We start from the raw sequence: 26,471 nt of genomic DNA, 5'->3' as shown, positions 1-26,471 counted from the left end.
CTTTAGTTTTCTACATTTGTCATATCGAGACCACTCATCTGATCAAGAAGCTTCATCTTTGTGTCATAAAGTCTTCTTGAAAGGTCCACATGAACCTCGTGAGGGTTGAAAAGACGTCTTGTCTCATCCCAAAGAGTATCCTGTTCCTTGAGGCAGTATTCACGGATATCCATTGTCTTTGGAGATGTGTATACACATTCACCGTTTTTAAAGATGGGTACCATGATCTCACGAAGAGTAAAGCTGCCTGCAGGGAGAAGTGTCTTCTTCCAGGGTTCCTGAGGATCGAAGATAAGAAGCTGTTTATCCTCGGTAAAGGTCTCGTTTTCAAGACATATGAGATCTGCCTTAAGTTTGCCGCTGGCTTTTTCATATATTCTGTAGATTTTTTTGTTTCCCGGATTTGTAACCTTCTCGGAGTTCTCGGATAATTTGATTTTGGGAATGAATTCTCCGTCCTCGCTCTTTATAGCCGCAAGCTTATACACGCCACCGAAGGATGGATTGTCCTTGGCAGTGATGAGGTGGGTTCCTACACCCCAGGAAGTGATTGCAGCACCCTGAGTTTTAAGGGAAGAGATAAGGTACTCATCAAGGTCATTTGAAGCAGAAATAACGGCATCAGGGAAACCGGCTTCATCCAGCATTTTCCTTGCCTTTTTGGAAAGGTATGCAAGGTCGCCGCTATCAAGTCTTATGCCATAGAAGGAAAGGTCTATGCCTTCTTCTTTCATCTCTTTAAATACACGGATAGCGTTGGGAACACCTGAATTTAAGGTGTCATATGTATCAACAAGAAGAATACAAGCTGAAGGATAAAGCTTGGCGTAGGTCTTAAATGCTGTGTATTCATCAGGGAAACTCATGATCCAGCTGTGAGCGTGGGTTCCCTTAACAGGTATATCAAAAAGCTGACCACAAAGAACGTTACTTGTTCCTATACATCCGCCGATTACGGCAGCTCTGGCACCATAGGTTCCTGCATCGGGACCCTGGGCGCGTCTTAAACCAAATTCCATTATGCCGTCACCCTGGGCTGCATAACAGATTCGTGCTGCCTTGGTGGCAATAAGGGACTGATGATTGATGATGTTGAGAATTGCAGTTTCTACAAGCTGCGCTTCCATTATTGGCGCGATAACTTTTACCAGGGGTTCTCTGGGGAAAATAAGTGTGCCTTCCGGAATAGAGTAGATGTCTCCACTAAACTTAAAGTCTCTTAAGTAGTCGAGGAAATCTTCATCAAATATTCCTACGCTCCTTAAGTAATTGATGTCCTCTTCATCAAAATGCAGCTCTTTAATATAATTTATGAGCTGTTCAAGGCCTGCCATGATTGAATAACCGCCACCAAAGGGATTATTTCTGAAAAACGCATCAAAAATAACGGTTTCGTTCTGGGATTTGTTCTTGAAATATCCCTGCATCATAGTCAGTTCGTAGAGGTCGGTTAATAGTGTCAGATTTTGTCTGTCCATATAAAGTACCTTCTTCTTAAATGTGTATTTTTTTAAAAAAAGCTTCAAAAACAATAATACCACAAATAATCGGTAAATATTATGCAAAATACGCAAAATAGGAAGGCCGAAGAAGCGCTCAGTGTCATTGTTTTTTAGTTCATCTTATTATAAAATGGAAACGATTAATTTTTTAAACAATATCATTAAAATAGAGATAATTTTGATTTATGGGATGGACAGGTAGTTATGGGAGAGTACGATAAAATTTATAATGCCGGAAATAAAATATTAAAAGAAGTAACTAAGGCGGTTGAAACCGGTGATTATAACAATCTTAGTGCTTCACTTAAGGATGCGGTTAATACTGCAAAAGCTAATTCTTCACAGAATTTCAGAGGAACTGCTTCAGCTACAAGAACCGTCCGTTATGCAGGTGCTGCAAGAAGAACCCCCTTTTTTACGAGAAAAGTAAGTTTTAATACAGGTGTGGGGAAGATTGTACTTGGTGTACTGGGAGCTTCATTTTTCGGACTTTCAGCGCTTGGAATGATGATGGATGCAGCTATATGGCCGGCAGTTGTATTACTTGCAATCACTGCAGGTTTTGGATATCTGATAAAAAGCGGTCAGGATGATAAGAAGCTTGCCAGAATCTTTAATAAATATGGAAGAATACTTGGTAATGCAGAGTATTTTGCAGTTGGAGACCTTGCCATAGCTGTGGGAGAGAGATCGGATGATGTTCTTAAGAATATAAAGAAGATGATCGGAAAGGATTTTCTTCCCACTGCCAGACTTGATCAGAATGAAACAACTGTAATGCTTTCAGAGAGAGCATTCGCACAGTATTTACAGGCTGAAAAGGCAAGACGTGAACGCGAATTTGCCGAGAATCAGAATTCGCTGAAGAATGCAGCAGAGATGAAGCAAAATGAACGTTTCCAGGCAGAGAGCATGGAAGGCGTAACAGATAATGGTGTTAAAGCGATAATCAGGGAAGGCAATGAATATCTGGAAACAATTCGCAGAATCAATGATGCGATTCCGGGTGAGGAGATGTCTGAAAAGTTATATCAGCTTGAGAATATCATGAGGAAAATATTCAAGCAGGTTGAGAAAGAGCCTGAATGTGCTGATGAACTGAAGAAATTCATGAATTATTATCTGCCTACTACAACAAAGCTTCTCAATGCATATGTTGATCTGGATAAGCAGCCTGAGGCCGGTAATAATATAACTCAGACCAAGAGAGATATAGAGGATGCCATAGAGGTTATAAATGAAGCTTTTGAAAATCTGCTTGATAGTCTTTTCCAGGATATGGCATGGGATATTTCATCTGATATATCAGTAATGAAGACCATGATGGCTCAGGATGGACTTACACCTGATGGATTTGCAAAAGTCCAGAGTTCTCAGCAGGGAGCTGTAGCTTTTCAGAGTGCTCCGGTATCCCAGGAGTTTCAGGCAGCAGAACTGGCACAGACAGCTGAAGCAATTCAGAACGCCGCTACAGGAAGTGCACAGGCAGCAGAGGATGATAAGGTACAACTCAGATTTTGATTATAAGGGAATCGATTATATTTAGTCGGAAATGTATGTTTTTTGCAACATTTTGAAAATAAATATTTAGTTGGAGGAAGTAAAATGGGAGACGAGTTTAAGGAGTTTGAAAATTCAGCACCGACATTGTCATTTGATATGCCGGCAGCTGATGGGGCAGGAGCTGCAGCAGCTGTTCAGGAGGAGCCCAAGGTTGAGGAAGTACAGCCTAAGGAAGCTCAGCTCACAGAAGAAGAAATGAAGCAGGTTGATGCTTTTGTAGATCAGATCGACCTTACAAATTCTCAGGGCATAATGAACTATGGTGCAGGCACACAGAAGAAGATGGCTGACTTTTCAGAGAAGGCTATAGACAATGTACGCACTAAAGACATGGGACAGGTTGGTGATATGATTGCCGGTCTTGTAACAGAGCTTAAGAACTTTGAAGTAGAGGAAGATGAAAAGGGAATCAAGGCATTTTTCAAAAAGAGCACAAACAAGGTAACTGCTCTTAAAGCCAGATATACCAGTGTTGAGAAAAATGTTGAGACAATAAGCAGCGAGCTTGAGCGTCATCAGGTTCAGCTTATGAAAGACGTTGCAACATTAGACAATATGTATAAGCTCAATCTTAACTATTACAAAGAACTTTCAATGTACATTATCGCAGGTAAGAAGAAGCTTGAGCAGGTAAGAGCTAATGAGCTCGTTGAGGCTCAGAAGAAAGCTGAGCAGTCAGGACTTCCTGAGGATGCACAGGCTGCAAAGGATCTTGCTTCACTTTGCGACAGATTTGAAAAGAAGATCTATGATCTTGAGCTTACCCGTACCATCGCTATGCAGACAGGCCCTCAGATACGTATGGTTCAGAGTGCTGACACAGCAATGGCTGAGAAGATCCAGTCAACTATCGTAAATACAATTCCGCTTTGGAAGAACCAGATGGTTATTGCTATAGGTATCGAGCATTCAGCACAGGCTGCAAAGGCTGAGCGTGAAGTCAACGACATGACCAATGCACTTCTTAAAAAGAATGCTGATATGCTTAAAGTAGCATCTGTCGAAGCTGCCAAGGAGTCTGAGAGAGGTATTGTTGATATGGAGACACTTAAGCATACAAATGAAACTCTGATCTCAACTCTTGATGAAGTTATGAAGATTCAGACAGAGGGTAAGGAAAGAAGAAAGACAGCAGAGGCAGAGCTTGAGCAGATTGAGGGTCAGCTTCGTGAAAAGCTCCTGCAGGCTGCAAAGAATTAATATAAGTGGGAAGGTTGATTTTTTAAGATGGAACAGAACATGAAAGAAGAAGTTTTAAGGGGATTTGAAGAACAGTACGGCAAAAACGACAGTGTTAAAGCTTATTTTGCACCCGGAAGAGTTAATCTTATAGGTGAGCACACTGATTATAACGGAGGACACGTTTTCCCCTGCGCGCTCACTATCGGTACTTATGCAGCCGCAGCAAAAAGAGATGACAGAAAGATGCGTTTCTTTTCCATGAACTTTGATAATTCAAGAGTAATAGAGGCTTCTCTGGATGATCTTGAAGCATATAAGACTGCGGGCTGGACAGCATATCCTATCGGAGTTGTATGGGCCTTTGAAAAGAGAGGATTCAAGCTTGATAAAGGCTTTGATATGGTAGTCTATGGAAATATCCCCAATGGATCAGGACTTTCATCTTCTGCATCACTTGAAGTTTTGACCGGATTTATTCTTAGAGAACTGTATGGCTTTGATGTAACTAATCAGGATCTTGCACTTATCGGACAGTATTCTGAAAACAATTTTAATGGATGCAATTGTGGTATTATGGACCAGTTTGCTGTTGCCATGGGAAAAGAAGACAATGCTATTTTCCTGGATACTGCAGATCTTTCATTTGAGTATGCTCCTATTAAACTAGATGGAGCAAAGATTATTATTAGCAATACTAATAAGAAGCATAAGCTCACAGACTCTGCTTATAATGATAGAAGAAGTGCTTGTGAGAAGGCACTTGAAGAGCTTAAGACAGTTGTTGATATTGATGGACTTGGAGACCTCACCGAAGAGGAATTTGAAGCTCATAAAGATGTCATCAAAGATGCTGACAGACAGTTAAAGGCTAAGCATGCTGTTTATGAGAATCAGAGAGCAATCAACGCAGTTGCTGCGCTTAAGGAAGGTAACCTTGAGAAGTTTGGTGAGCTCATGAAGCAGTCACACATCTCATTACGTGACGATTATGATGTTACAGGAATCGAACTTGATACTCTTGCAGAGGAAGCTTGGAAGATTCCGGGAGTCATTGGCTCAAGAATGACAGGCGGCGGTTTTGGCGGCTGCACGGTTTCAATTGTTAAGGATGAGGCAGTTGAAGACTTTAAAAAGAAGGTCGGAGACGCTTATCGTGAAAAAATAGGTTATGATGCAAGCTTCTACACCGTTTCAATAGGTGGAGGCCCGGCAGTAATCTGACTTTAAAAGAAAAGCAGTCGATTGAAATACAATCGGCTGCTTTTATATGAAACAGATCTGGTAAAACAAGTATCAGCTTATTTCACTCAGTGTATTGTCATCCAGGTATTCATTGAGAATACTTATTATATTATCTTTGCTTAAAGAATTAAGTGATCTAGCTATGGGAAGAAGGCTCTCGATTTTTTTATGAATATCGGGATTTTCCAGGGATAGCTTGTTTTTATACATGTCACACAGAAGCCTGTAGGTTGCTGTTACATCACTCTTTGTAGATATGGAAAACTCGAGGAGTTCAGTTGCTTCCTTATATAAACCTGCATCATATAATTCCTTGGCCCATTTTTGCAGGGTGGTAACAAGTGTAGTATAATTCTGATCATATATTGTGAGTTCCGTAATATTGGGAGCACCGTATTGAAGCTTTAAGTCGGTATTTGTTATTCCTGTAAAATTGACTATTTTCTGCTCTGAGAGATTTTTTATGTTTCTTTCGCAAAAATCAATCTCATGGTTGCCGGATACAACACCAAAAGGCAGCCTTTCAATGGGAATGGTAATGTAGTCAAGCGAATCAAGACTTTTACGTCTTGTACTGTTCGCACGAAGCTCTTTGTTCCAGAAATCATCTTCATTTTTACGGGCCTTACGATTGCTTCTGTGAATGGCAATATTGGTAAAAATTACAAAGAGTATGAAACTTGTAAAAAAGGGTAATCTCATTTATAATATCCTTTCAGAAAATGAGGAGAATGATTTTATGTTATTAAAATTTTTTAATTCCGGTAAAAACAGAAAAGTTATTTCTGCAATAATAATCATTGTTTTGATACTTGCACTGGTTATTCCGCTGGCAAGCAGTCTTTCATTTTGATTATATATCACCGGAATTTGCCAGAAAAGTGGCGAAATGGAGAAGTTTATGAAAAAATTTATGTTTCTTTGTCTGATGGCGCTTCTACTTGTTCTTGTAGCACCGGCAAGTAGAGCAGAGGCTGCTTCAGATACTATTCATCAAGGCGTTTTTATTGGTGATGTTGATGTTTCGGGCATGACAACTGCGCAGGCGACTGAAGCTGTTAATCAGTACATTGAGCAGCTGCGAGCAAAGAACGTAACTCTTAAGGGGAAGGATGAAGGCCAGAGTGTTACCGTTACTATGGCTGATTTCGGACTTGGATGGGCTAACACTGAAGTAATCGATGAAGCATTTTCTCTCTGCAGAGAGGGCAATGTCATAGAGCGATATAAAGCGATCAAGGATCTTGAACATAGTACACAGAGATATAATATTGAGTACTCGTTTAATGATGATGCAATTTTTCAGATTCTTGAAGTTAATTGTGCTCCTTTTAATGTTTCAAAGGTTAATTATACTTTGCAGAAAACTGCTAGCGGATTCACAGTAAGTGACGGCCAGGTGGGATATATTCTGGATGAGCAGGATTCTTTGAAGAACATCAAGAACTTTGTTCAGAATGAATGGAACCATGAGGATTGCGCGATTGATGTAGTTATTGATGAGGACCAGCCTCAGGGAAGTTATGAACAACTGAGCAAGGTCGGGGATGTTCTTGGAACCTATACTACAAGTTATTCCAGTTCCGGAGCAGCGAGAAGTGCAAATGTAGCTAATGGCTGTAAGCTTATTGATGGAACTACATTGTATCCCGGAGAAGAGTTCTCTGTACTTGGGAAGATCACTCCTTTTACAGAGGCTAACGGATATTTTCCTGCCGGATCATACTTAAATGGTATCGTGGTTGAGAGTATTGGTGGCGGAATTTGTCAGGTGTCAACGACTCTTTACAATGCAGTACTTAATGCAGAGCTTGAGGTTACTGAACGTCACAACCATTCCATGATCATTAATTATGTTAAGCCATCAATGGATGCGGCTATTGCTGAAAGTGGCGGTAAGAATTTCAGATTTGTTAACAGTACGGATTATCCTATATATATAGAAGGAACTACAAATTCAAGTAAACAGATCACATTTACAATTTATGGTGTTGAAACAAGACCTTCAACTCATAAGGTTGCATATGAGAGCGAAGTACTTGAGACCATACCTGCAGGACCTGATCAGATTGTTGCAAATGGCGGAGCACCGATAGGGGCTATAAGTACGCAGAGTGCACATATCGGATATAAGGCACAGCTCTGGAAGATAACTTATGAGAATGGTGCAGAGACCGGAAGAGAAGTAGTTAATAAGAGTAACTACAAGATGGTACCCAGAATAGTAACTGTTGGTACAGCTACCGGTGATCCGACAGCTGCAGCACAGATGGCTACTGCGATGGCTACAGGAGATATCAACCAGATTAAGGCTGTATCAGGAGCAATAGCAGCAGTTCAGCAGGCAGCAGCTAGCGGAGGAGATGTTGAGGCAGCTCAGGCAGCAGCGGCGGCTCAGGCAGCTTCTGCACAGGCTCAGCTTCAGGCACAACAGGATGCAGCGGCTGCGGCTGCGGCAGCAGCACAAGCACCGGCTGAAGCGGCACCGGCACCAGCTGAGGCAGCACCGGCACCTGCTGAGGCGACACCGGCACCAGCTGAGGCAGCGCCGGCACCTGCTCCTGCAGAGACTCCCGCACCGGCAGAGGAACCTGCTCCTGAAGGTTGATTTATATAATAAAGGTGAAAATAATATAATGAGAATCGGAAAAGTTACAGAGAGTGTATTAAAGCGCTCAGTGTTAAAACTTATAAAAAGTGATTCTAATAGAGAAAGCGCAGCTGCTAAATCAGACTGCGCTTATTCTATAGATGAAGATGGAAGCGTTCTGCTTTCTTCGGTGTCCACTATGACCGTGAAAACTGATGAGGCAGGATTCTTTGCAGTGCATAATGCTGCAAACAATGTTTTTTGTATGGGCGGCAAGCCCACGATGGCAGTACTGAATATCTTATTAGCTGCTGATGCTGAAGAATCAGAACTGAAAAATGTTATGAGAAGCGCGATAAATGCTGCAAACGACCTGGGTATTGCAATAGAAGGCGGTCATACAGAGGTTACTGATGCAGTAGAGAGAACAGTTGTAAGCGCTATCGTTACCGGAATATCTAAGGCAAAAAGCAATAGTAAGGCTTTGGAAAAAGATGATAAAACTTTTCTTAATAATATCGAGGGGAAGTTAAAGGACAGCTGCGATATTATAATTACTAAATGGATTGCCCTGGAAGGGACAGCTATTTTGGCTGCAAATGAAGCTGATAAGTTAAAAGGAAGGCTTCCGGATTATATGATAAAGGAAGCAGCCGGATATAAGAGGCTTGTTTCTGTGAAAAACGATGCCCAGATAGCGTTGTCATCCGGTGCTCTTATGACACATGATGTTTCCATGGGAGGAATATTTGCTGCATTATGGGATATATCTGAGAGGGCAGGCTGCGGAATGGAAGTGGACCTTAAGAAGATACCGATAAGGCAGGAAACTGTTGAGATAACCAATTATCTGGGATTAAATCCGTATCAGATGATTTCGGGTGGCTCTCTTTTGATAATTGCGCCCGATGGAGACAGAGTTGTAAGAAGCCTTGAAGATGCAGGAATAAATGCAACTATTATAGGTGTTACTACTAATAAAAATGATAAGATAATAAGAAATGAAGATGAAATCAGATACCTGGATAAGCCAATGGCAGATGAGATTTTAAAGATAAACAATTATTGATTACATCAGAAACCGGGTATTAGTATTATCAGGATTATATCGATGGATTAAAGAGGTATCGGAAAATATGTATTTTAAAGACTTTTCGAATAAAACCTGCATCCGTGGTATAATTAAACGAATATTGTAAAAAAGTTGGAGGATAGATCACATGGTAAACAGAGAAGAACTACTTCGTACTATTGACAAGAACAGCCGAATCGGGGTTTCAGAGCTGGCGGTACTTTTATCAGCGCCCGAAATTGAAGTCGCGAATGAGCTTCGTGCCCTTGAGGACGAAGGAGTCATCTGTGGTTATCACACCATGATTGACTGGTCCAAGACTTCTATAGATAAGGTAATGGCACTTATTGAGGTTAAGGTTACTCCTCAGAGAGGAATAGGCTTTGACTCTATAGCAGAGCGTATTTACAAGTATCCGGAAGTAACAAGTGTTTATCTTATGTCAGGTGGTTTCGATCTTATGGTAATGCTTGAGGGCAAGACTCTGAAGGAAGTGGCAAGCTTTGTAACTAATAAGCTTTCACCGCTTGATACTGTTCTTAGCTGCTCTACACATTTCATTTTGCAGAAATATAAAGAGCATGGAACAATACTTGCTAAAAAATTTGATGATACAAGGGAGATAATTACACCATGAGGAATCCGCTATCTGAGAAAATTGTAGAAATAAAGCCCTCTGGTATCCGTAAGTTTTTTGATGTGGTTAAGACCATAGACGGTGCAATATCCCTTGGTGTGGGCGAACCGGATTTTGACACACCATGGCATATCAGAGATGAGGGTATATATTCACTTGAAAAAGGACGTACCTTTTATACATCAAATTCAGGTTTGATGGAGCTGAAAGAGGAAATCTGCAACTATATTAAGAGAAAGCAGAACACTACCTACAATCCGGCCAATCAGGTACTTGTGACTGTAGGAGGTTCTGAAGCTATCGATCTTGCCATAAGAGCAATGGTTGATCCGGGGGATGAAGTACTCATTCCGCAGCCCAGTTATGTGTCTTATGAGCCCTGTGCCATTCTTGCCGGAGCAAAGCCTGTAATAATCGAGCTTAAGGAAGAGAATGAGTTCAGACTTACTGCTGAGGAACTGCTTGAGAATATTACAGATAAGACCAAACTGCTGGTTCTTCCTTTTCCCAATAATCCTACGGGAGCTATTATGGAGAAAAAGGACCTTGAAGCAATTGCTAAGGTAATAATTGAAAAAGATATCTATGTTTTATCAGATGAGATATATAGTGAGCTAACATATACTGATAAGCATATTTCGATAGTTGAGATTCCCGGTATGTATGAGAGAACCATCCTGATCAATGGATTTTCAAAGTCCTATGCGATGACGGGATGGAGACTTGGCTATGCCTGCGGACCTGAGATTATCATTGAGCAGATGACTAAAATCCATCAGTTTGCCATAATGTGTGCACCCACAACCAGTCAGTACGCAGCGGTTGAAGCTCTTAAAAATGGCGATGAAGATGTGAATATGATGAGAGAAGAGTACAATCACAGACGCCGTTACCTGATAAAAGAGCTGAGGGATATTGGGCTTCCATGTTTTGAACCCTTCGGTGCTTTTTATATTTTCCCATGCATTAAGCAGTTTGGGATGAGCAGTGATGAGTTTGCGACAAGATTACTGCAGGAGGAGAAGCTGGCAGTCGTACCCGGGAACGCCTTTGGTGACTGCGGGGAAGGCTTTATCAGAATATCCTACGCATATTCTCTGGATGATCTTAAGAAAGCTATGGAGAGACTTAGAAGATTCATTCAGAAGCTGAACTGATAAATATCCGGATCAGAGGAAATTATGGAAGATAAAAATAATAATTCTGAAGATGTAAGACTGGATCCTGAAAAAAGCCCTATAAAAAGGGTGGATTTCATGAGGGAAAAGATAAAGCAGCGTCCGATAAATAAGAAAAAGCTTCTTAGAAGAACGCTGATCACCGTGACATTAGCGGTTGTATTCGGTGCTGTGGCATGCCTGACCTTTGTGTTTCTCTCACCGGTTATAAATAATAAGCTTTATCCCGAGGAGACACCTGCGCCGATTGCACTTCCAGAGGAGACTGTTACTGATGAGATGCAGCCAGAGGATATGTATGCGGATGACAACGCGATAGTTGAAGAGGCTGCCAGCAAGGCCATAGATATGGCTTCATCTGAACTTTCCAGAATGCAGCAGGAGATGAATTCATATCACATAGATTCATCTGATTATATTGAGATGTACTCTTCACTGAGGAGTGTTGCCAATAGTACTGCGAAAGGCGTAGTTACAGTAACTGCTATCTCATCTGATACCAGCTGGATAAACAGCCCTTATGAAAGTGAAGGACAGAGTTCCGGAGTCATTGTTGCCGATAACGGAGCGGAGTATATGGTACTGGCGCTTACGTCTGCCATAAAGGATGCAGAGTCAATTCAGGTAACATTTTTTGACGGGAATACGGCAGAAGCTTACCTTAAAATGAGTGATAACATAACAGGCTTTAGTATAATAGCTGTTAAAAACAGTTCAGTTCCTGATAAGACTAAGGAAAATATCATAGTAGCACCACTTGGAAGCTCAAATTCCGGAGTGGTTACAGGAACACCGGTTATAGCAATAGGCAGCCCTACTGGTATACAAGGGTCAATAACCTATGGATTTGTTACCTCAGGAAATACGGCTATTGATCTGGCTGATTCTAATTATATGCTGCTTACGACAGATATGAACGGAAGTAGTAATGCCAGTGGTGCCATTATAAATCTTGCCGGGGCTGTGGTTGGATTCATAGACATGAATTATCACAATGCGAACATGCCTAATGCTCTGTGTGCAGTGGGAGTTACTGAGCTTCGTTCTCTCATAGAGGATCTTTCCAATAAAAAGGAAAGGGCATACTTGGGAATACACGGACAAACTGTTCCCGAAGAGGTTCAGGAAAGCGAGAATATTCCTAAAGGAGTGTATGTAATCAGAACAGACATGGATTCACCGGCGATGCTTGCAGGCGTACAGAGCGGAGACATCATAACGGAAATAAACGGAGAGAGTGTTGAAAGCTATGACACGTTTATTTCAAATCTCAGGTCTGTAAAGGCGGGCTCAAATGTTTATTTGACACTTATGAGGCAGGCAGCAGAGGGCTATGCTGAGCTCTCAATAGAAATAGATACAGCTAATTCAGCTGTTAGCGAGGAGTAAAGATGAAATTTATCAAAGATTTTAATTCAGGTGACAGAGTAGCAGATATATATTTCTGCAAGCATATTCAGACTGCTACAACAAAAAATGGAAAGACATACTACTCTGTGACCTTGCAGGATAAAACCGGAACAGTGGATGCTAAGGTCTGGGATCCCAATAGTGAAGGAATAGATGATTTTGATTCACTTGATTACATTGATGTATATGGCGAGGTGACAAGCTTTAATGGAGCACTTCAGGTAAATATCAAAAGAGCACGTCTCTGCCATGAAGGTGAGTATGATGAATCTTTATATCTTCCTGTATCATCCAAGAATAATGATGAGATGTTCAAAGACCTGCTTTCACTGATCAATACTGTTAACAATCATTATTTAAGGGCTCTTCTTGATTCTCTTTTTGTAAAGGATGAGGAATTCATAAAAGCATTTAGAAAATCATCTGCAGCAAAATCTGTTCATCACGGTTTTGTAGGAGGCCTGTTGGAGCATACATTAAGTGTTACCAGAATGTGCGATTATTTTTCAAAGGCATATCCTGCTATTAACAGAGACCTTCTGATCACAGCTGCTATATGCCACGATATAGGAAAAACCAGAGAACTTTCACTTTTCCCGATGAATGATTACACGGATGAAGGTCAGTTCCTTGGACATATTGTAGAGGGTAGTGAAATGATCGCCGAGAAGATAAGGGATATCGATGGTTTCCCGATTCTTTTGAAGCAGGAACTCCAGCACTGTATTTTGTCTCATCATGGAAAATATGAATATGGATCACCAAAGGTGCCGGCTATAATTGAGGCACTTGCGCTTCATCTTGCAGACAATACAGATGCCAAGCTCGAAACATTTACAGAGATACTTGAAAACACAAATGAAGTAGGTTGGCTAGGATTTAACAGATTACTAGAGAGCAACCTTTTTGATACCAGGGTTGAATCATAATGAATGCAAAAGTTTTACACGTACTTGAATATGATAAGATTATCGAGCAGCTATCAGAACATGCAACATCTGAACCCGGAAAGAGAATGTGCAGGGAGCTTCTGCCATCATCTGACATAAGGGAGATTCAGAGGAATCAGAAAAAGACTGAAGCTGCCATATCAAGAATTTTTAAAAAGGGATCGGTTTCCTTTGGAAGTAACAAGGATTTATCCGGCTATCTCAAAGCTTTGAAGATAGGAAGCTCCCTTGATGCTCCACAGCTTTTAAATATTGCAGGGTTTCTGGACAATGTTAACAGAGTAAAAAGCTATGGAAGAGCAGATAAGGTTGAAGACACAAGAGATGTTCTTTCAGATCTTTTTGATGGTCTTGAACCGCTTACTCCAATTGCTGCTGAGATAAGGCGCTGCATAATATCAGAAGACGAGATATCTTCTGATGCAAGTGCCAACTTAAGGCATATCAGGAGAGATATCCAGATAACCGGTGACAGGATTCATGACCAGCTGGGTAAAATGGTAAATGGTTCCCTGAGGACATACCTGCAGGAAGCAGTTGTTACCATGAGAGGAGACCGTTATTGCATTCCTGTTAGAGCTGAGTATAAAAATCAGGTTAACGGAATTGTACATGATCAGTCATCCACAGGTTCCACACTTTTTATTGAGCCTGCAGTTATAGTAGAGCTTAATAATAAGCTTAGAGAGTTGGCAGGGATGGAGAAGGCTGAGATAGAAGTGATACTTGCCAGGATTTCAGAGGAAGTAGGAAGCTATCTTACGGCCTTATCAGATGATGCGGCTATTATGACAGAGCTGGATTTTGTATTTGCAAAAGCATCCCTTGCTTTATCACAAAATGCAATAACGCCTATTTTTAATGAGAATCATTATTTCAATATCATCAAGGGAAGGCATCCTCTTCTTGATAAAAAGAAGGCAGTCCCGATAGATGTTTATGCCGGAAAAGATTTCGACATGATTATAATAACAGGTCCCAATACCGGTGGTAAGACAGTCACACTTAAAACAGTAGGACTCCTTACACTTATGGGACAGGCAGGAATGGCAATTCCTGCAGGAGACAGATCAGAACTCTCAGTATTTAATGAGATTTATGCAGATATTGGTGATGAGCAGAGTATTGAGCAGAGTCTTTCAACGTTCTCTTCTCACATGACGAATACTGTACACATTTTGGAGAATGCTGATGAGAATTCTCTGTGTCTTTTTGACGAGCTTGGAGCAGGAACTGATCCTACAGAGGGAGCTGCTCTTGCTATCTCAATACTAAACCACTTGCATGAGCGCGGAATCAGAACCATGGCTACTACTCACTACAGTGAGCTTAAGGTTTACGCACTTACAACCAATGGAATACAGAATGCAAGCTGCGAGTTTGATGTCGAATCCTTAAGACCAACATATAGATTGCTTATTGGCATTCCCGGAAAGAGTAATGCGTTTGCAATCTCCAAGAGACTCGGACTTCCTCAGGAGATCATTGATGCCGCAGGGGAGCAGATAAGTCAGGATAACCGTAAGTTTGAAGATCTTCTGACAGATCTTGAAAACAGCAGGGTTACTATAGAAAATGAACGCCTAGAGATAGAGCGTTACCGTAAAGAGGTTGAGAAACTTAAGGAAGAACTTCAGGGTAAACAGAATAAGCTGGATGAATCCAGAGAGAAAATACTTCGCGAGGCCAATGAAGAAGCCAAGGCTATTTTACAGGAAGCCAAGGATACTGCTGATGAGACCATAAGAATCATGCGAAAGGCCGAAGCCGGAATATCTATGCAGGATCTGGAAAAGGCCAGACAGAGTGTAAACAAAAAGATATCTGACAAGAACCAGAAGCTTTCAATTAAGAATAAGCCTCAGACTGCGGGCCACAAGAAGCTTAAGCCCACACAGATTCATATTGGTGATACCGTAAGAATCATTTCAATGGGAATGAAGGGAACAATAAGCACTAAGCCTGACAAAGACGGTAATGTAATGGTGCAGTGTGGTATCATGAAATCAAGGGCGCATATTGACGATCTTGAGCTTATTAAGGAAGAGTCCGGAAAAGAACAGATGAAGAAGTTCTACGGACAGCATAAGATGGATCTGTCCGGAGCGCGAAACATCAGAACAGAAATAAATCTTATTGGGCTAAACAGTGCGGATGCAATAGCAGAGCTTGATAAATATCTGGACAGTGCATATGTATCCCATCTTCCTTCTGTGAGAGTTGTTCATGGTAAGGGATCTGGAATACTGCGACAGGCAGTCCATGATCATTTAAAGTCAGCTCCTTATGTTAAGTCCTTTAAGCTTGGAGAATTTGGAGAAGGTGATTCCGGAGTAACGATAGTTACCTTTATTAAGTAAACTGGGGGAAAAATGGTAGCAAAACAAAAAATACTAATTGTCGATGATGATAGCAACATTGCAGAACTTATATCACTTTATCTTGTAAAAGAGTGTTTTGATACTCTGATTGTAGGGGATGGAGAGTCAGCACTTGCAGCATTTGATACTTTTGAGCCAAATCTGGTTCTTCTTGATCTGATGCTTCCCGGAATAGACGGTTATCAGGTCTGCAGAGAACTTAGAACCAAGTCACAGACACCTATAATAATGCTTTCAGCTAAGGGAGAAGTTTTTGATAAGGTATTGGGACTTGAGATGGGGGCTGACGATTATATGGAAAAGCCCTTTGATTCAAAGGAACTTGTGGCAAGAGTTAAGGCAGTGCTTCGACGTTACAAGCCCATTGTGACTGAGGTTGAGGCTTCTGATGATAAGGTTGTAAAATATCAGGACCTTGAAATCAATATGACTAACTATTCAGTTAATTATCAGGGTTCACGAATAGACATGCCACCAAAGGAACTGGAGCTTTTATATTTCCTTGCTTCATCACCAAACCGCGTATTTACGAGAGAACAACTGCTCGATCAGATTTGGGGATATGAATATGTAGGAGATACCAGAACTGTAGATGTTCATATAAAAAGGCTTCGTGAAAAAATAAAAGATCACGAAACCTGGAGAATAGCTACAATCTGGGGCATTGGCTACAAATTTGAAGTATCATGATTTACATGGAACTGCTTCTTTTACTGCGATACTGCAGGGGAGTGGTTCCATATTTTTTATTGAAATATGTGATAAAACTGCTTGTTGAAGGAAATGCCAGAAGGTCAGAAACGGAACTTACAGGAAGGTCAGTTGTTTCAAGCATTACCCTGGCATACTCAAGCTTCTTATCCCTTATAAAAATTGTTGGGCGAACACCAAGCTCCTTCTGAAAAAGATCTGAAATATAATTCGGGGATCTATGAGTAAGCTCGGCGAGAGTCTTCATTCTTATATCATCGTGAAGGTGACGAAGAATAAAGTCGCAGCAGTTTTTGGTAATAAGACTGCAATTTCTGTAATTGTAATCATGGACTGCGTAAGTAAGAGTGCGCAGAGCCTTATTGCTAAGCATATTTATTTTCTGTATATTGGTCTGCTTGTCCATATGTCTAAGGAATCCATCACTTATGGCATAAGCTATATGTTCTGCAAGACCGCCATCTATAGCGGCTCTTGTGGCCAGAGTTACACTGGCTATGAGCATATATTTTGAGTAAAGAAGAGGATCCTCAGAAACATCACCATATATGTTATTGTCCAGAGTTGGAAGCTTGTCTGAGTTTTCTACAGATATAGCTACGATCTCATCTATTTTTGTGATATCCCCTGAAGATACGTAGTAATATAATGCCTTTTCCTGGATTCGTCTTGTGCCGGTATCGGCACCGGGGGTGTCCTGAGTCATAAAAATATGATCATCTACGGAGCTTATTATCTCCTTATAATCATCTCTTATGGATTTTTCGAGAAAAGCAAGATTTTTCTGTAGCTCCTTAGGATCATTGAAGTCCGGGGCTTTTGAGGGGTTCGAACTTTGCTTTTGGTCTATATGTGATTTTGCGGTTTTCTTAGTCATAAATGCCTCGAATTATGTTAAATAAAGGTAAAATCCTGTTTTTGATTCCGGAATTATAACGACAATTTAAACAAGGATTTACCTCAAATTTTACAAGTGAAATCTTATATTTTAATGTGATTTATTATATCATGTGACGCTTCTCAATACTATCATAATGATGTTGGATTTATTATTAAATGAAAGGAAAATTGCTGTGAACACCGTAAGGGGTGAACAGTATAAAAGAAAGGAACCATGGCTACAGACGTAAAAAAACTTGTATCAGAGATGACACTTGAAGAAAAAGCCGGACTTTGCGGAGGCGCAGATTTTTGGCATACAAAGGCTGTTGAAAGGCTTGGTATTCCAAAGTTTATGATGTCAGATGGACCTCACGGTCTTCGTAAACAGGATGAAGAGGGTGATCACCTTGGAATTAATGACAGTATTAAAGCAGTATGTTTTCCGGCAGCTTGTGCTACAGCATCAAGCTTTGATACTGAAATGATAGGAAAAATGGGTGAGGCAATCGGTGATGAGTGTCAGGCAGAGAATTTATCAATAGTTCTCGGACCTGCAGTAAATATAAAGAGAAGCCCTCTTTGTGGTAGAAACTTTGAGTATTTTTCAGAAGATCCTTACCTTGCCGGTAAGATGGCAGCAGCTTATATAAACGGTGTACAGAGCCGTCATGTGGGCACAAGCATCAAACATTTTGCACTCAACAACCAGGAGTATTTCCGTATGAGCAATTCTTCTGAGGTTTCAGAGAGAACCATGCGTGAAATATACTTCCCGCCTTTTGAGATAGCAGTTAAGGAAGCACAGCCCAAGACTGTAATGTGCTCATACAACAAGATAAATGGCACATATTCAGCTGATAACGAATGGCTTCTCACCAAGGTTTTAAGAGATGATTGGGGATTTGAAGGCTTCGTAATGACAGACTGGGGCGCAATTAATGACAGAGTACAGGGAATAAGAGCAGGTCTCGAACTTGAGATGCCCGGTGACTCATCAGTTAACGACGCTAAGATAGTAGCTGCAGTCAAGGACGGAAGCCTTGATGAAAAGCTGGTAGACAGAGCTTGTGAAAGAATTCTTACAGTAGTATATGACTACCTGGACAATAAGAAGGAAGGCGTAGTATTCGATAGAGATGCGGATCATGAAAAAGCTGTATCAGCAGCAACAGAGTGCGGCGTTCTTCTTGAGAACAATGGTATTCTTCCTCTTGATCCTGCTAAAAAGATAGTCTATATCGGTGAATATGCAGAAAGGCCAAGATATCAGGGCGGTGGTTCAAGCCACATAAATTCATCAAAGGTTACAAGTGCTCTTGATTCCGCAAAGGCAAAGGGAAGAAACGTAGAATATGTAATGGGATTCCCGGGACAGAAGGACGAGCCTCTTGATAAGGCAGAGCTCGACAAGGCTATTGCTGCTGCTAAGGGCGCAGATGTTGTAGTAATTTTTGCAGGTCTTCCGGACGTTATTGAGTCTGAGGGATATGACCGTGCAAACATGAACATGCCTGCTGCACAAAATGAGCTTATTGAAGCAGTTGCTGCAGTAAATGAAAACACAGTAGTTGTTCTTCACAATGGTAGCCCTGTTGAAACTCCCTGGGCAGATGATGTAGCAGCTATTCTTGAAATGTACCTTGCAGGCCAGGGTGTAGGCGAGGCAACAGATCAGCTTTTATATGGTGAAAAGAATCCCAGCGGACATCTGGCAGAGACTTTCCCTTTTAGAGTACAGGATAATCCTTCATACCTTAACTTCAACACTGATCCTGTAAAGTGCAACTATGCAGAGGGTGTTTATGTCGGATATCGTTACTATGATAAGAAGATGATGCCTGTAAGATGGGCATTCGGACATGGACTTTCATACACAACCTTTGAGCTTTCAAACATGAAGCTTTCATCAGACAAGATGACTGATGAGACAACAATCAAGGTTTGTGTTGATGTAAAGAATACAGGAAATGTCACAGGTAAAGAGGTTGTTCAGCTCTATGTTGGTGATTTGAACGGAACCTTTGACAGACCGGTTAAAGAGCTTAAGGGATTCGCTAAGGTTGAAGTTGCACCCGGTGAGACCAAGACCGTAGAGATGGAAATCGATGCAAGATCACTTTCATATTTCGAAGAGAGCATGGGTGACTGGTTTGCTCCTTCAGGAAAATATGAGCTTCTTGTAGGTAATTCCAGTGATAATATCACTCTTCGTGAAGAGATAAGCTTTGAAACAAAGAAGGTTAAGCCCATGAGATGTGATACTTCTCTTACTGTTGGAGAACTCATGGCTAACCCTGTTACTAAGCCCATCGTTGATGAGATGATGAGGAAGGCAGCTGAAAATTCACCCTTTGGCGATTCAAATGAAGCAGTAGGAGATGCTATGATGCAGGCAATGATGAGATTTATGCCTATCAAATCTCTTATGTCCTTTGGAATGTTAAATGAGGAAGGTATGGAGCAGCTTTTGAGCGCAATAGGCGCTGCACTCGGCCAAAAGTAAGGAGCTCTATAACTAAAGACTATCAGAACGCCAATACTCTTTTGGGTTCACACAGTCTTAAGATATAGTATTTAGGGAATACTGTATCACTATATTTCGGGCAGGACGATCGTCCTGCCCTATTTCTTTGCCAGTAGAGAGCTTAGTTGCTATAATGATTGATGATAAGGACAAAAGTAAATGAGTGATGGCTGAGAATCATGAAAAGAACACTATATCTAAAATTTTTAATAGCATACTTACTGTTTGCCATATTTGGCTTTATTATGGTGGCAACCTTTGTATCAAATATGACAATGGAGCACTGCCGAAGGGAAAAGGCTGAGAGCTTATATTCCGAGGCTACGCAGATTGCAAATACTTACGCTGCTGATCTTTATAACAGTGAAACTTCACTGGATACGGTACAGAGACAGCTATATGCGCTATCTAAATACATGGACGGAGCGAGGATATGGATAGTCAACCCTTCAGGAAGACTTGTTCTTGACTCATCAACTGTGATAGAGCAGGGCGAAGAGATCAAGATAGAAGGCTTTGACCCCACTGCCACAGGTGGTACTTATTATACCATCGGTGATTTCTGGGGATATTTTCAAGAGGATACATTAAGCGTCTTTGCTCCGATAACAGCAAGCTATAAGGTGCAGGCTTATGTAATCATTCACACTCCGATGAGTGAGATTCGCAAAACTGCAGATGAATATTTAAACATCTCATATCTGATGCTTATAGTGCTGTTCCTTCTTTCACTGATAATACTGATCTTTTTCACAGAGCTTGTTTATATCCCTTTAAGGCGTATTACACAGGCAACTGAAGAATATGCCGCTGGAAATATGGACTACGAGTTCTCGGTGGAATCAGAGGATGAAATGGGATATCTTGCTGCATCCCTTTCCTATATGGCTGGTGAAATAGCAAGACAGGAGGATGATCAGAAGAAGTTTGTTGCAAATGTATCTCATGATTTCAGGTCTCCGTTAACTTCAATACGTGGTTATATTGAGGCTATGCTTGACGGGACGATTCCTCTTGAAATGCACGAAAAATATCTGGGAATAGTTTTAAATGAGACTGAGCGACTTACCAAGCTGACCAACGGGCTCCTCACTCTCAATAATCTTAATGCCAGAGGAATGCTTCTTGAAAAGGCTGATTTTGACATAAATCAGGTAATAAGAAATACAGCAGCTTCTTTTGAGATGACATGCCTTGAAAAGAAAATTGCGATAGAGCTTGTGCTCACGGATGATAAGATGCTGGTAAATGCTGATATGAGTAAGATTCAGCAGGTTTTATATAATCTTCTTGATAATGCGATTAAATTCAGCCATCATGATTCGGTGATAAAGATAGAGACCACTGAGAAAAAGAGCAAGGTTTTCGTATCTGTAAAAGATAGCGGGATCGGAATTCCAAAGGAAGATCAGAAGATGGTCTTCGAGAGATTTTATAAATCCGATTCATCGAGAGGTAAGGACAAGAAAGGTACAGGACTTGGCCTTTCCATAGTAAAAGAGATCATTAAAGCACATGGAGAAAACATTAATTGTATATCGACAGTCGGAGTGGGTACTGAGTTTATTTTCTCAATACCAAAGGCTGCATCCATGGATAGCGACGAGGATTAAAAGGAGTTTTTATGCATATAGTTTTACATCAGCCGGAGATACCGCAAAATACCGGCAATATAGGAAGAACCTGCGTGGCAACAGGAAGTTCACTTCATTTAATAGAGCCTCTTGGATTTGCGCTTCATGGTAAGGATTTGAAGAGGGCAGGAATGGATTACTGGGATAAGCTGGACTATACGAGATATACCAATTATGAAGATTTTAAGGAAAAGCATCCCGGTGCAAAGGTATGGCTTGCTACTACCAAGGCGAAACGGTCCTACACGGAAGTTTCCTTTGGCCCCGATGATTACATAATGTTTGGAAAAGAAAGCGCCGGAATTCCGGAAGAGATACTGGTTGATAATGAGGAGGACTGTATCAGAATACCCATGGGTCATGATATCAGGTCCCTCAATTTATCTAATTCAGTAGCAATTGTGCTTTATGAAGCCCTTAGACAGAACGGTTTTCCCGGAATGGAGGAAGAAGGGGAGCTGCACAGATTGCACTGGAAAGAGTGAATGTTACTTAACGAACAATATAAAGGAATTGAGAGTAGGAGTGCGTAGTGGCAAATAAGAGTAATGGGAATTTCACATATAAAAAGGGTGATATTCTGACAGTAAGAATAGAAGATATAGGTAACGACGGAGAGGGTATTGGCAAGGTAGAGGGCTATACCCTTTTTGTGAAAGACGCTGTTATTGGTGATCTTGTTAAGGTCAGCATAATGAAAAGTAAGAAAAATTATGCTTATGCTCATTTGGATGAGATCATAGAAGCTTCAAAATACCGCGTGGAGCCAAAGTGTCCTGTCTCAAGAGCTTGTGGAGGCTGTCAGATTCAGAATCTTGATTACAAGAAACAGCTTGAATTTAAGAAAAATAAGGTAAGAAACAACCTGGTGAGACTTGGCAGTTTTGATGCTGAATTTGTTGATAGCATTATGGAGCCTATAATTGGCATGGAAGATTCTGATCTGGACAATAGCAAAGATAATGATGTTCCGGCTTATTTTAGATACAGGAACAAGGCTCAGTTTCCAATTGGAACAGATAAAAACGGTAATCCTATAGCAGGTTTTTATGCCGGAAGGACTCATTCAATTATTCCTGTTGAGGACTGTCTCCTTGGAGTAAAAGAGAACAAAGAAATTCTTGATATTGTCATCGATCACATGAAAAAACACAATATCAAAGCCTATGATGAAGCTACCGGTAAAGGAGTTTTCCGCCATGTTCTTATCCGCAAAGGCTTTACCAGCGGTGAAATCATGGTTTGCTTTGTTATCAATTCACAAAAAGGAAACAAGAAACAAAAGGGTTCTGAGAAAAGAGAGAATGATCGTAAGGAATCTTATATTACAGGGCAGCAGGAGCTGATAGACAGACTGCTTAGAATAAATGGCATCAAGAGTATCACAGTTAATATTAACAATGAAAAGACCAATGTAATCCTTGGAAAAGAAATCCACACTTTATGGGGGGAGGATTATATTACAGATACTCTTTGTGGCATAGAATTCAGGATTTCACCACTTTCATTTTATCAGGTGAATCCTGTCCAGACTGAAAAGCTCTACAATACAGCAATTAATTATGCAAATCTTACAGGTAATGAGACAGTATGGGACCTGTATTGCGGGATAGGAACAATCAGTCTTTCCATGGCAAGGACAGCAGGGCACGTATACGGGGTGGAAGTTATCCCACAGGCCATTGAAAATGCCAGAGAAAATGCGGCAAATAATAATATAGATAATGCAACATTCTTTGTTGGAAAAGCAGAGGAAGTTCTTCCTGCTTTTTATGATGGAAAACTAAATGCCATAGGCGATGGCAATCCGGAAATAAACAGCTCTGATGAAGAAAAACGTAAACGCGCATTGTCTCCTGATGTAATAGTTGTAGACCCGCCAAGAAAAGGTTGTGACATAAACTGCCTCGAAACGATGTTAAAAATGCATCCTGAGAAGATTGTTTACGTCAGCTGTGACTCAGCAACCCTTGCCAGAGACTTAAGGATCCTGGTTGACGGCGGCTATGAGTTAAAGAATGTAACGCCCTGCGATCTCTTTCCGAACACTGTGCATGTAGAAACGGTAGTACTTTTAGGTGACAAAAGAGTTGACGGACATATCGAGATAGATGTAGATGATGAAAAGCTTGATAATACGGGCGGTAGGGCTACCTAGGGACGACAATATCAGTTCTGTTCTCACAAAATTGTTAGAGGGATTGACATAATAGTTTATCTGGGATAATAATTATGTTATCGAAAAAATATAAAAGAAAGAGAGGTAATCATGATGAGTGTTGTGAAAATAGAGATTGTAACTGTAAATAGTATGATGACCTCGGTTTCTGCCTTTTAATTAGTATTCAGATGATTTGGGGTTTTGACCGTGGCGTGTTTGTCACGGTTTTCTTTTGCCTTTTTTAGGCGGTTTTCCGTTATAGAAGGTCTCCATACTATCAAGATAATTGCGAATTTAATCAAGTAAGATATATAAAGGAGACAAAAAATTGAATAATATTATAATCAGAAAAGAAACAAAGGATGATTATTATGTTACAGAACTAATGACAATGCGAGCTTTCTGGAATATACACGGTCCTGGGTGTAATGAGCATCTGCTTGTAAATAAGCTTCGTCATGCTGATGAGTATTTACCTGATCTTAGCCGAATTGCAGAGCTTGACGGAAAAGTAGTAGGGGCTATTTTTTATTCCAGAGCCAAGGTGGTAGATGGAGATAAGGAGCATGAAGTACTGACATTCGGCCCGCTTGCAGTGGAACCTACCTGCTTCAGTATGGGGATAGGTGCGCTTCTGTTAAAAGAAACTTTGCCTTTGGCAAAGGCAGCCGGATATAAAGGAATTGTGATTTGTGGTGAACCGGAGTATTATCCAAAACACGGCTTTTTGACCTGTGATCACTTTGATATTCATCATCCGGCATTTGGAAATTCTGATGCTTTTATGGCACTTCCGCTGAATGAAGAATTTGAAGATATTCATGGATATTTTTATGAAGCGCCTGTCTTTGAAACGTGTGAGGATGAGAAAGAAATAGAAGATTTTACGAAGGGATTTCCTTATTACAAGCCATTAAAGCTTTCCTGTCAGTGGCTTCATGTTGAAAAATTGGGAAGAATTTCAGAGGTTAACAAAAACAGCTATAAGATCATGTTCTGGGAGCAGGAGATTCCGGCAAAGCTGAAAGGGAGTTTTTATGAGGAAGACGCAGAAAAGCTTCCGGTTGTAGGCGACTATGTGACATTTTTGTATAACAGGCAGGGGGATTCCGTGATCTTGTCTGTTTGTGAGAGGCAAAATTTTTTGCAGCGGCCTGATCAGGCTAAAACAGGAGTCATGCAATATATGGCAGCAAATGTGGATTACCTGTTTATCGTTACTTCCCTTAATGAAGACTACAGCTATAATCGTATAGCCAGATATGTAAGCATTGCCATTCAGGGAGGAACTGAGCCTGTTGTTATTCTTACAAAATCCGATCTTTGCACAAGTCCCGGAAGATATGTGCGCGAAGTGGAACAGATTTCCGACAAAGTGCGTGCTCATGCAATTTCTGCAATTTACGGTATTGGCCTTGAGGAACTGGGGGATTACATGACACCCGGAACTACCATTTGCCTGATGGGATCTTCAGGTGCTGGAAAATCAACGCTGATAAATTCCATTACCGGCGAAGAGACCATGAAGACATCTGAGATCAGAGAAGATGATGACAAGGGAAGACACACAACCACATATCGGAAGCTGATTGAACTTTCAAATGGTGTTACGATCATAGATACGCCAGGTATGCGAGAAGTCGGAATGGCCAATGTGCAGGATGGAATTGATGAAACATTTTCAGATATTGTGGAATTGGAGAGCAGATGCCGGTTCAGTAATTGCAGGCACGATACAGAACCGGGTTGTGCGATCAAAGCAGCCATCGCAAGCGGAGAACTGTCTGCAAAGAGGTATGAGCTATACAAAAATCTGGGCAGGGAGAATACAAACAACCATGCTATGAAAAAAGAAATATCCAAATGGGCAAAAGCCTATAAAAAGAATAATAAGAGAAATATGTGGGATTGACGGAGAGAAGTGTTGATGATGGACATAGATAAAAACAGAAAAAGTTCACCGGGAGAGTATCTGAAGGATGCGAATTTTTTTGGTTTATTGGAGGATTTGCACAGAAAATTGTATGATCTTCAGGATCTGAAGTATCGTGATATGCAGATAAAAATCATACCTAATGTAAATCCGGAGTCAATAATCGGAGTGAGGACTCCGGAGCTTAAGACAATGGCAAAAGAAATTTTGAAGGCCGGAAATTATAAAGATTTTCTTGGAGCATTACCTCATAAGTATTTTGAGGAAAACCAGCTGCATGCCTTTATCATCTCCGGTATAAAAGATCTGAATGATTGTATGGAGGAGCTGGAGAAGTTTCTACCCTATGTAGATAACTGGGCTACGTGTGATCAGATGTCTCCAAAGATTTTTAAGAAGCATAAAGAGGAGCTGTTTATACACATAAAGGAATGGCTCAGCTCAGAAAAGACGTATACCATAAGATTCGGAGTGGGCATGTTGATGGAGCATTTTCTGGATGAGGACTATGATTCCAAGTATCCTGAGATGGTGGCTAAACTCAGATCAGAAGAGTATTACGTCAATATGATGATCGCGTGGTATTTTGCGACAGCCCTCGCCAAGCAGTATGAAAGTATCCTTCCTTTTATAGAGGAGAAAAGGCTTGATGACTGGACTCATAACAAAGCGATTCAGAAAAGCGTGGAGAGCAGAAGAATTACAGATGAGCAGAAGAAGTATCTGAAATCCCTGAAAGTATGATGTTAACGGGGTATAGTCAGTTCTGCTCAGTGCACTGGCTGTGCTGAGGGCAAGAATTTCAGCCAGTGCACTAACGCAAATGCAAAAATTGTCAAAAGCGTTAGGGAGAATTTCAATCAGTCCACTACCGCAAATGCAAAAATGACAAAAAGAGTTAGAAAGAAGATTTTCCAGC

20 protein-coding genes are annotated in these 26,471 nt (G+C 40.9%); 17 read left to right on the top strand and 3 right to left on the bottom strand.

The annotated features are described in order from the left end of the window. Positions 1 to 2: 2 nt before the first annotated feature. Entirely contained in the window at positions 3 to 1,478 is a 1,476-nt protein-coding gene (locus T501_RS08515; protein WP_026510110.1) for a nicotinate phosphoribosyltransferase, read from the bottom strand. A 228-nt stretch (positions 1,479 to 1,706) separates the two neighbouring features. Between T501_RS08515 and T501_RS08510 the strand changes: the two genes are divergently transcribed. The 3 genes from T501_RS08510 to T501_RS08500 all read left to right on the top strand — a co-directional run bounded on the left by T501_RS08510 (position 1,707) and on the right by T501_RS08500 (position 5,468). Continuing rightward, positions 1,707 to 3,023, top strand: a complete 1,317-nt coding sequence (locus T501_RS08510) for a 5-bromo-4-chloroindolyl phosphate hydrolysis family protein (RefSeq protein WP_050008209.1) — start codon at positions 1,707 to 1,709, stop codon at positions 3,021 to 3,023. 84 nt (positions 3,024 to 3,107) lie between these two features. Continuing rightward, the gene (locus T501_RS08505; protein WP_044914294.1) at positions 3,108 to 4,265 is read left to right on the top strand and encodes a toxic anion resistance protein; all 1,158 of its coding nucleotides are present in this window, start codon (positions 3,108 to 3,110) and stop codon (positions 4,263 to 4,265) included. A 39-nt stretch (positions 4,266 to 4,304) separates the two neighbouring features. Continuing rightward, complete coding sequence (locus tag T501_RS08500) at positions 4,305 to 5,468, top strand: galactokinase (RefSeq protein ID WP_026510112.1); 1,164 nt, start codon at positions 4,305 to 4,307, stop codon at positions 5,466 to 5,468. Positions 5,469 to 5,540: 72 nt separating this feature from the next. On the opposite strand, the gene T501_RS08495 is transcribed toward T501_RS08500, so the two are convergent. After that, positions 5,541 to 6,191, bottom strand: coding sequence for a hypothetical protein (locus T501_RS08495; RefSeq protein ID WP_050008208.1), 651 nt, complete (start codon positions 6,189 to 6,191; stop codon positions 5,541 to 5,543). Between the two features lie 199 nt (positions 6,192 to 6,390). Between T501_RS08495 and T501_RS08485 the strand changes: the two genes are divergently transcribed. The 8 genes from T501_RS08485 (at position 6,391) to T501_RS08450 (ending at position 16,397) form a co-directional block, all read left to right on the top strand. After that, positions 6,391 to 8,097 (top strand): VanW family protein, encoded by a 1,707-nt coding sequence (locus T501_RS08485; RefSeq protein ID WP_081843093.1) that lies wholly within the window; start codon positions 6,391 to 6,393, stop codon positions 8,095 to 8,097. 28 nt (positions 8,098 to 8,125) lie between these two features. After that, on the top strand, positions 8,126 to 9,148 hold the full coding sequence (locus T501_RS08480) for an AIR synthase-related protein (RefSeq protein WP_044914292.1): 1,023 nt from the start codon (positions 8,126 to 8,128) through the stop codon (positions 9,146 to 9,148). A 151-nt stretch (positions 9,149 to 9,299) separates the two neighbouring features. Next, complete coding sequence (locus T501_RS08475; protein WP_026510115.1) at positions 9,300 to 9,788, top strand: Lrp/AsnC family transcriptional regulator; 489 nt, start codon at positions 9,300 to 9,302, stop codon at positions 9,786 to 9,788. Then, on the top strand, positions 9,785 to 10,945 hold the full coding sequence (locus T501_RS08470; RefSeq protein WP_044914291.1) for a pyridoxal phosphate-dependent aminotransferase: 1,161 nt from the start codon (positions 9,785 to 9,787) through the stop codon (positions 10,943 to 10,945). Before T501_RS08475 ends, T501_RS08470 begins: the two co-directional genes overlap by 4 nt. A 24-nt stretch (positions 10,946 to 10,969) precedes the next feature. Next, a complete protein-coding gene (locus T501_RS08465) occupies positions 10,970 to 12,355 on the top strand; it encodes a S1C family serine protease (protein WP_049945731.1) in 1,386 nt (461 codons plus the stop codon). 2 nt (positions 12,356 to 12,357) lie between these two features. After that, positions 12,358 to 13,305, top strand: coding sequence for a 3'-5' exoribonuclease YhaM family protein (locus tag T501_RS08460; RefSeq protein WP_044914290.1), 948 nt, complete (start codon positions 12,358 to 12,360; stop codon positions 13,303 to 13,305). Then, positions 13,305 to 15,686 (top strand): endonuclease MutS2, encoded by a 2,382-nt coding sequence (locus tag T501_RS08455; protein WP_044914289.1) that lies wholly within the window; start codon positions 13,305 to 13,307, stop codon positions 15,684 to 15,686. Before T501_RS08460 ends, T501_RS08455 begins: the two co-directional genes overlap by 1 nt. Positions 15,687 to 15,698: 12 nt before the next feature. After that, positions 15,699 to 16,397 carry a response regulator transcription factor gene (locus T501_RS08450; RefSeq protein WP_026510119.1) on the top strand — a complete coding sequence of 233 codons (699 nt, stop codon included), beginning with the start codon at positions 15,699 to 15,701 and terminating at the stop codon, positions 16,395 to 16,397. 1 nt (position 16,398) lies between these two features. Here T501_RS08450 and T501_RS08445 read toward each other — a convergent pair whose 3' ends face one another. Next, positions 16,399 to 17,295 carry a helix-turn-helix transcriptional regulator gene (locus T501_RS08445; RefSeq protein ID WP_044914287.1) on the bottom strand — a complete coding sequence of 299 codons (897 nt, stop codon included), beginning with the start codon at positions 17,293 to 17,295 and terminating at the stop codon, positions 16,399 to 16,401. A gap of 237 nt (positions 17,296 to 17,532) precedes the next feature. On the opposite strand from T501_RS08445, the gene T501_RS08440 reads away from it, so the two are divergent. The 6 genes from T501_RS08440 (at position 17,533) to T501_RS08415 (ending at position 26,296) form a co-directional block, all read left to right on the top strand. Beyond that, complete coding sequence (locus T501_RS08440; RefSeq protein ID WP_026510121.1) at positions 17,533 to 19,803, top strand: glycoside hydrolase family 3 C-terminal domain-containing protein; 2,271 nt, start codon at positions 17,533 to 17,535, stop codon at positions 19,801 to 19,803. A 200-nt stretch (positions 19,804 to 20,003) separates the two neighbouring features. Then, a complete protein-coding gene (locus T501_RS08435; RefSeq protein ID WP_026510122.1) occupies positions 20,004 to 21,437 on the top strand; it encodes a HAMP domain-containing sensor histidine kinase in 1,434 nt (477 codons plus the stop codon). An 11-nt stretch (positions 21,438 to 21,448) separates the two neighbouring features. Then, entirely contained in the window at positions 21,449 to 21,943 is a 495-nt protein-coding gene (locus T501_RS08430; RefSeq protein WP_044914286.1) for a tRNA (cytidine(34)-2'-O)-methyltransferase, read from the top strand. Positions 21,944 to 21,990: 47 nt separating this feature from the next. Further along, positions 21,991 to 23,616 (top strand): 23S rRNA (uracil(1939)-C(5))-methyltransferase RlmD, encoded by a 1,626-nt coding sequence (rlmD, locus tag T501_RS08425; RefSeq protein WP_044914330.1) that lies wholly within the window; start codon positions 21,991 to 21,993, stop codon positions 23,614 to 23,616. A gap of 331 nt (positions 23,617 to 23,947) precedes the next feature. Continuing rightward, a complete protein-coding gene (rsgA, locus tag T501_RS20135; RefSeq protein ID WP_050008207.1) occupies positions 23,948 to 25,531 on the top strand; it encodes a ribosome small subunit-dependent GTPase A in 1,584 nt (527 codons plus the stop codon). A 141-nt stretch (positions 25,532 to 25,672) separates the two neighbouring features. After that, a complete protein-coding gene (locus tag T501_RS08415) occupies positions 25,673 to 26,296 on the top strand; it encodes a DNA alkylation repair protein (RefSeq protein WP_044914327.1) in 624 nt (207 codons plus the stop codon). The last annotated feature ends 175 nt before the right edge of the window (positions 26,297 to 26,471 follow it).

Origin of the sequence: Butyrivibrio sp. WCE2006 (genome assembly GCF_000701985.1) — a bacterium.
GTDB lineage: Bacteria > Bacillota > Clostridia > Lachnospirales > Lachnospiraceae > Butyrivibrio.
Note: the sequence above shows the minus strand (reverse complement) of the source record. Positions and strands in the feature narration are given on the sequence as shown.

Coding starts and splice junctions, on each gene's coding strand:
- T501_RS08515 (WP_026510110.1), bottom strand. CDS start 1,478: ATGGACAGACAAAATCTGACACTATTAACCGACCTCTACGAACTGACT.
- T501_RS08510 (WP_050008209.1), top strand. CDS start 1,707: ATGGGAGAGTACGATAAAATTTATAATGCCGGAAATAAAATATTAAAA.
- T501_RS08505 (WP_044914294.1), top strand. CDS start 3,108: ATGGGAGACGAGTTTAAGGAGTTTGAAAATTCAGCACCGACATTGTCA.
- T501_RS08500 (WP_026510112.1), top strand. CDS start 4,305: ATGAAAGAAGAAGTTTTAAGGGGATTTGAAGAACAGTACGGCAAAAAC.
- T501_RS08495 (WP_050008208.1), bottom strand. CDS start 6,191: ATGAGATTACCCTTTTTTACAAGTTTCATACTCTTTGTAATTTTTACC.
- T501_RS08485 (WP_081843093.1), top strand. CDS start 6,391: ATGAAAAAATTTATGTTTCTTTGTCTGATGGCGCTTCTACTTGTTCTT.
- T501_RS08480 (WP_044914292.1), top strand. CDS start 8,126: ATGAGAATCGGAAAAGTTACAGAGAGTGTATTAAAGCGCTCAGTGTTA.
- T501_RS08475 (WP_026510115.1), top strand. CDS start 9,300: ATGGTAAACAGAGAAGAACTACTTCGTACTATTGACAAGAACAGCCGA.
- T501_RS08470 (WP_044914291.1), top strand. CDS start 9,785: ATGAGGAATCCGCTATCTGAGAAAATTGTAGAAATAAAGCCCTCTGGT.
- T501_RS08465 (WP_049945731.1), top strand. CDS start 10,970: ATGGAAGATAAAAATAATAATTCTGAAGATGTAAGACTGGATCCTGAA.
- T501_RS08460 (WP_044914290.1), top strand. CDS start 12,358: ATGAAATTTATCAAAGATTTTAATTCAGGTGACAGAGTAGCAGATATA.
- T501_RS08455 (WP_044914289.1), top strand. CDS start 13,305: ATGAATGCAAAAGTTTTACACGTACTTGAATATGATAAGATTATCGAG.
- T501_RS08450 (WP_026510119.1), top strand. CDS start 15,699: ATGGTAGCAAAACAAAAAATACTAATTGTCGATGATGATAGCAACATT.
- T501_RS08445 (WP_044914287.1), bottom strand. CDS start 17,295: ATGACTAAGAAAACCGCAAAATCACATATAGACCAAAAGCAAAGTTCG.
- T501_RS08440 (WP_026510121.1), top strand. CDS start 17,533: ATGGCTACAGACGTAAAAAAACTTGTATCAGAGATGACACTTGAAGAA.
- T501_RS08435 (WP_026510122.1), top strand. CDS start 20,004: ATGAAAAGAACACTATATCTAAAATTTTTAATAGCATACTTACTGTTT.
- T501_RS08430 (WP_044914286.1), top strand. CDS start 21,449: ATGCATATAGTTTTACATCAGCCGGAGATACCGCAAAATACCGGCAAT.
- T501_RS08415 (WP_044914327.1), top strand. CDS start 25,673: ATGCAGATAAAAATCATACCTAATGTAAATCCGGAGTCAATAATCGGA.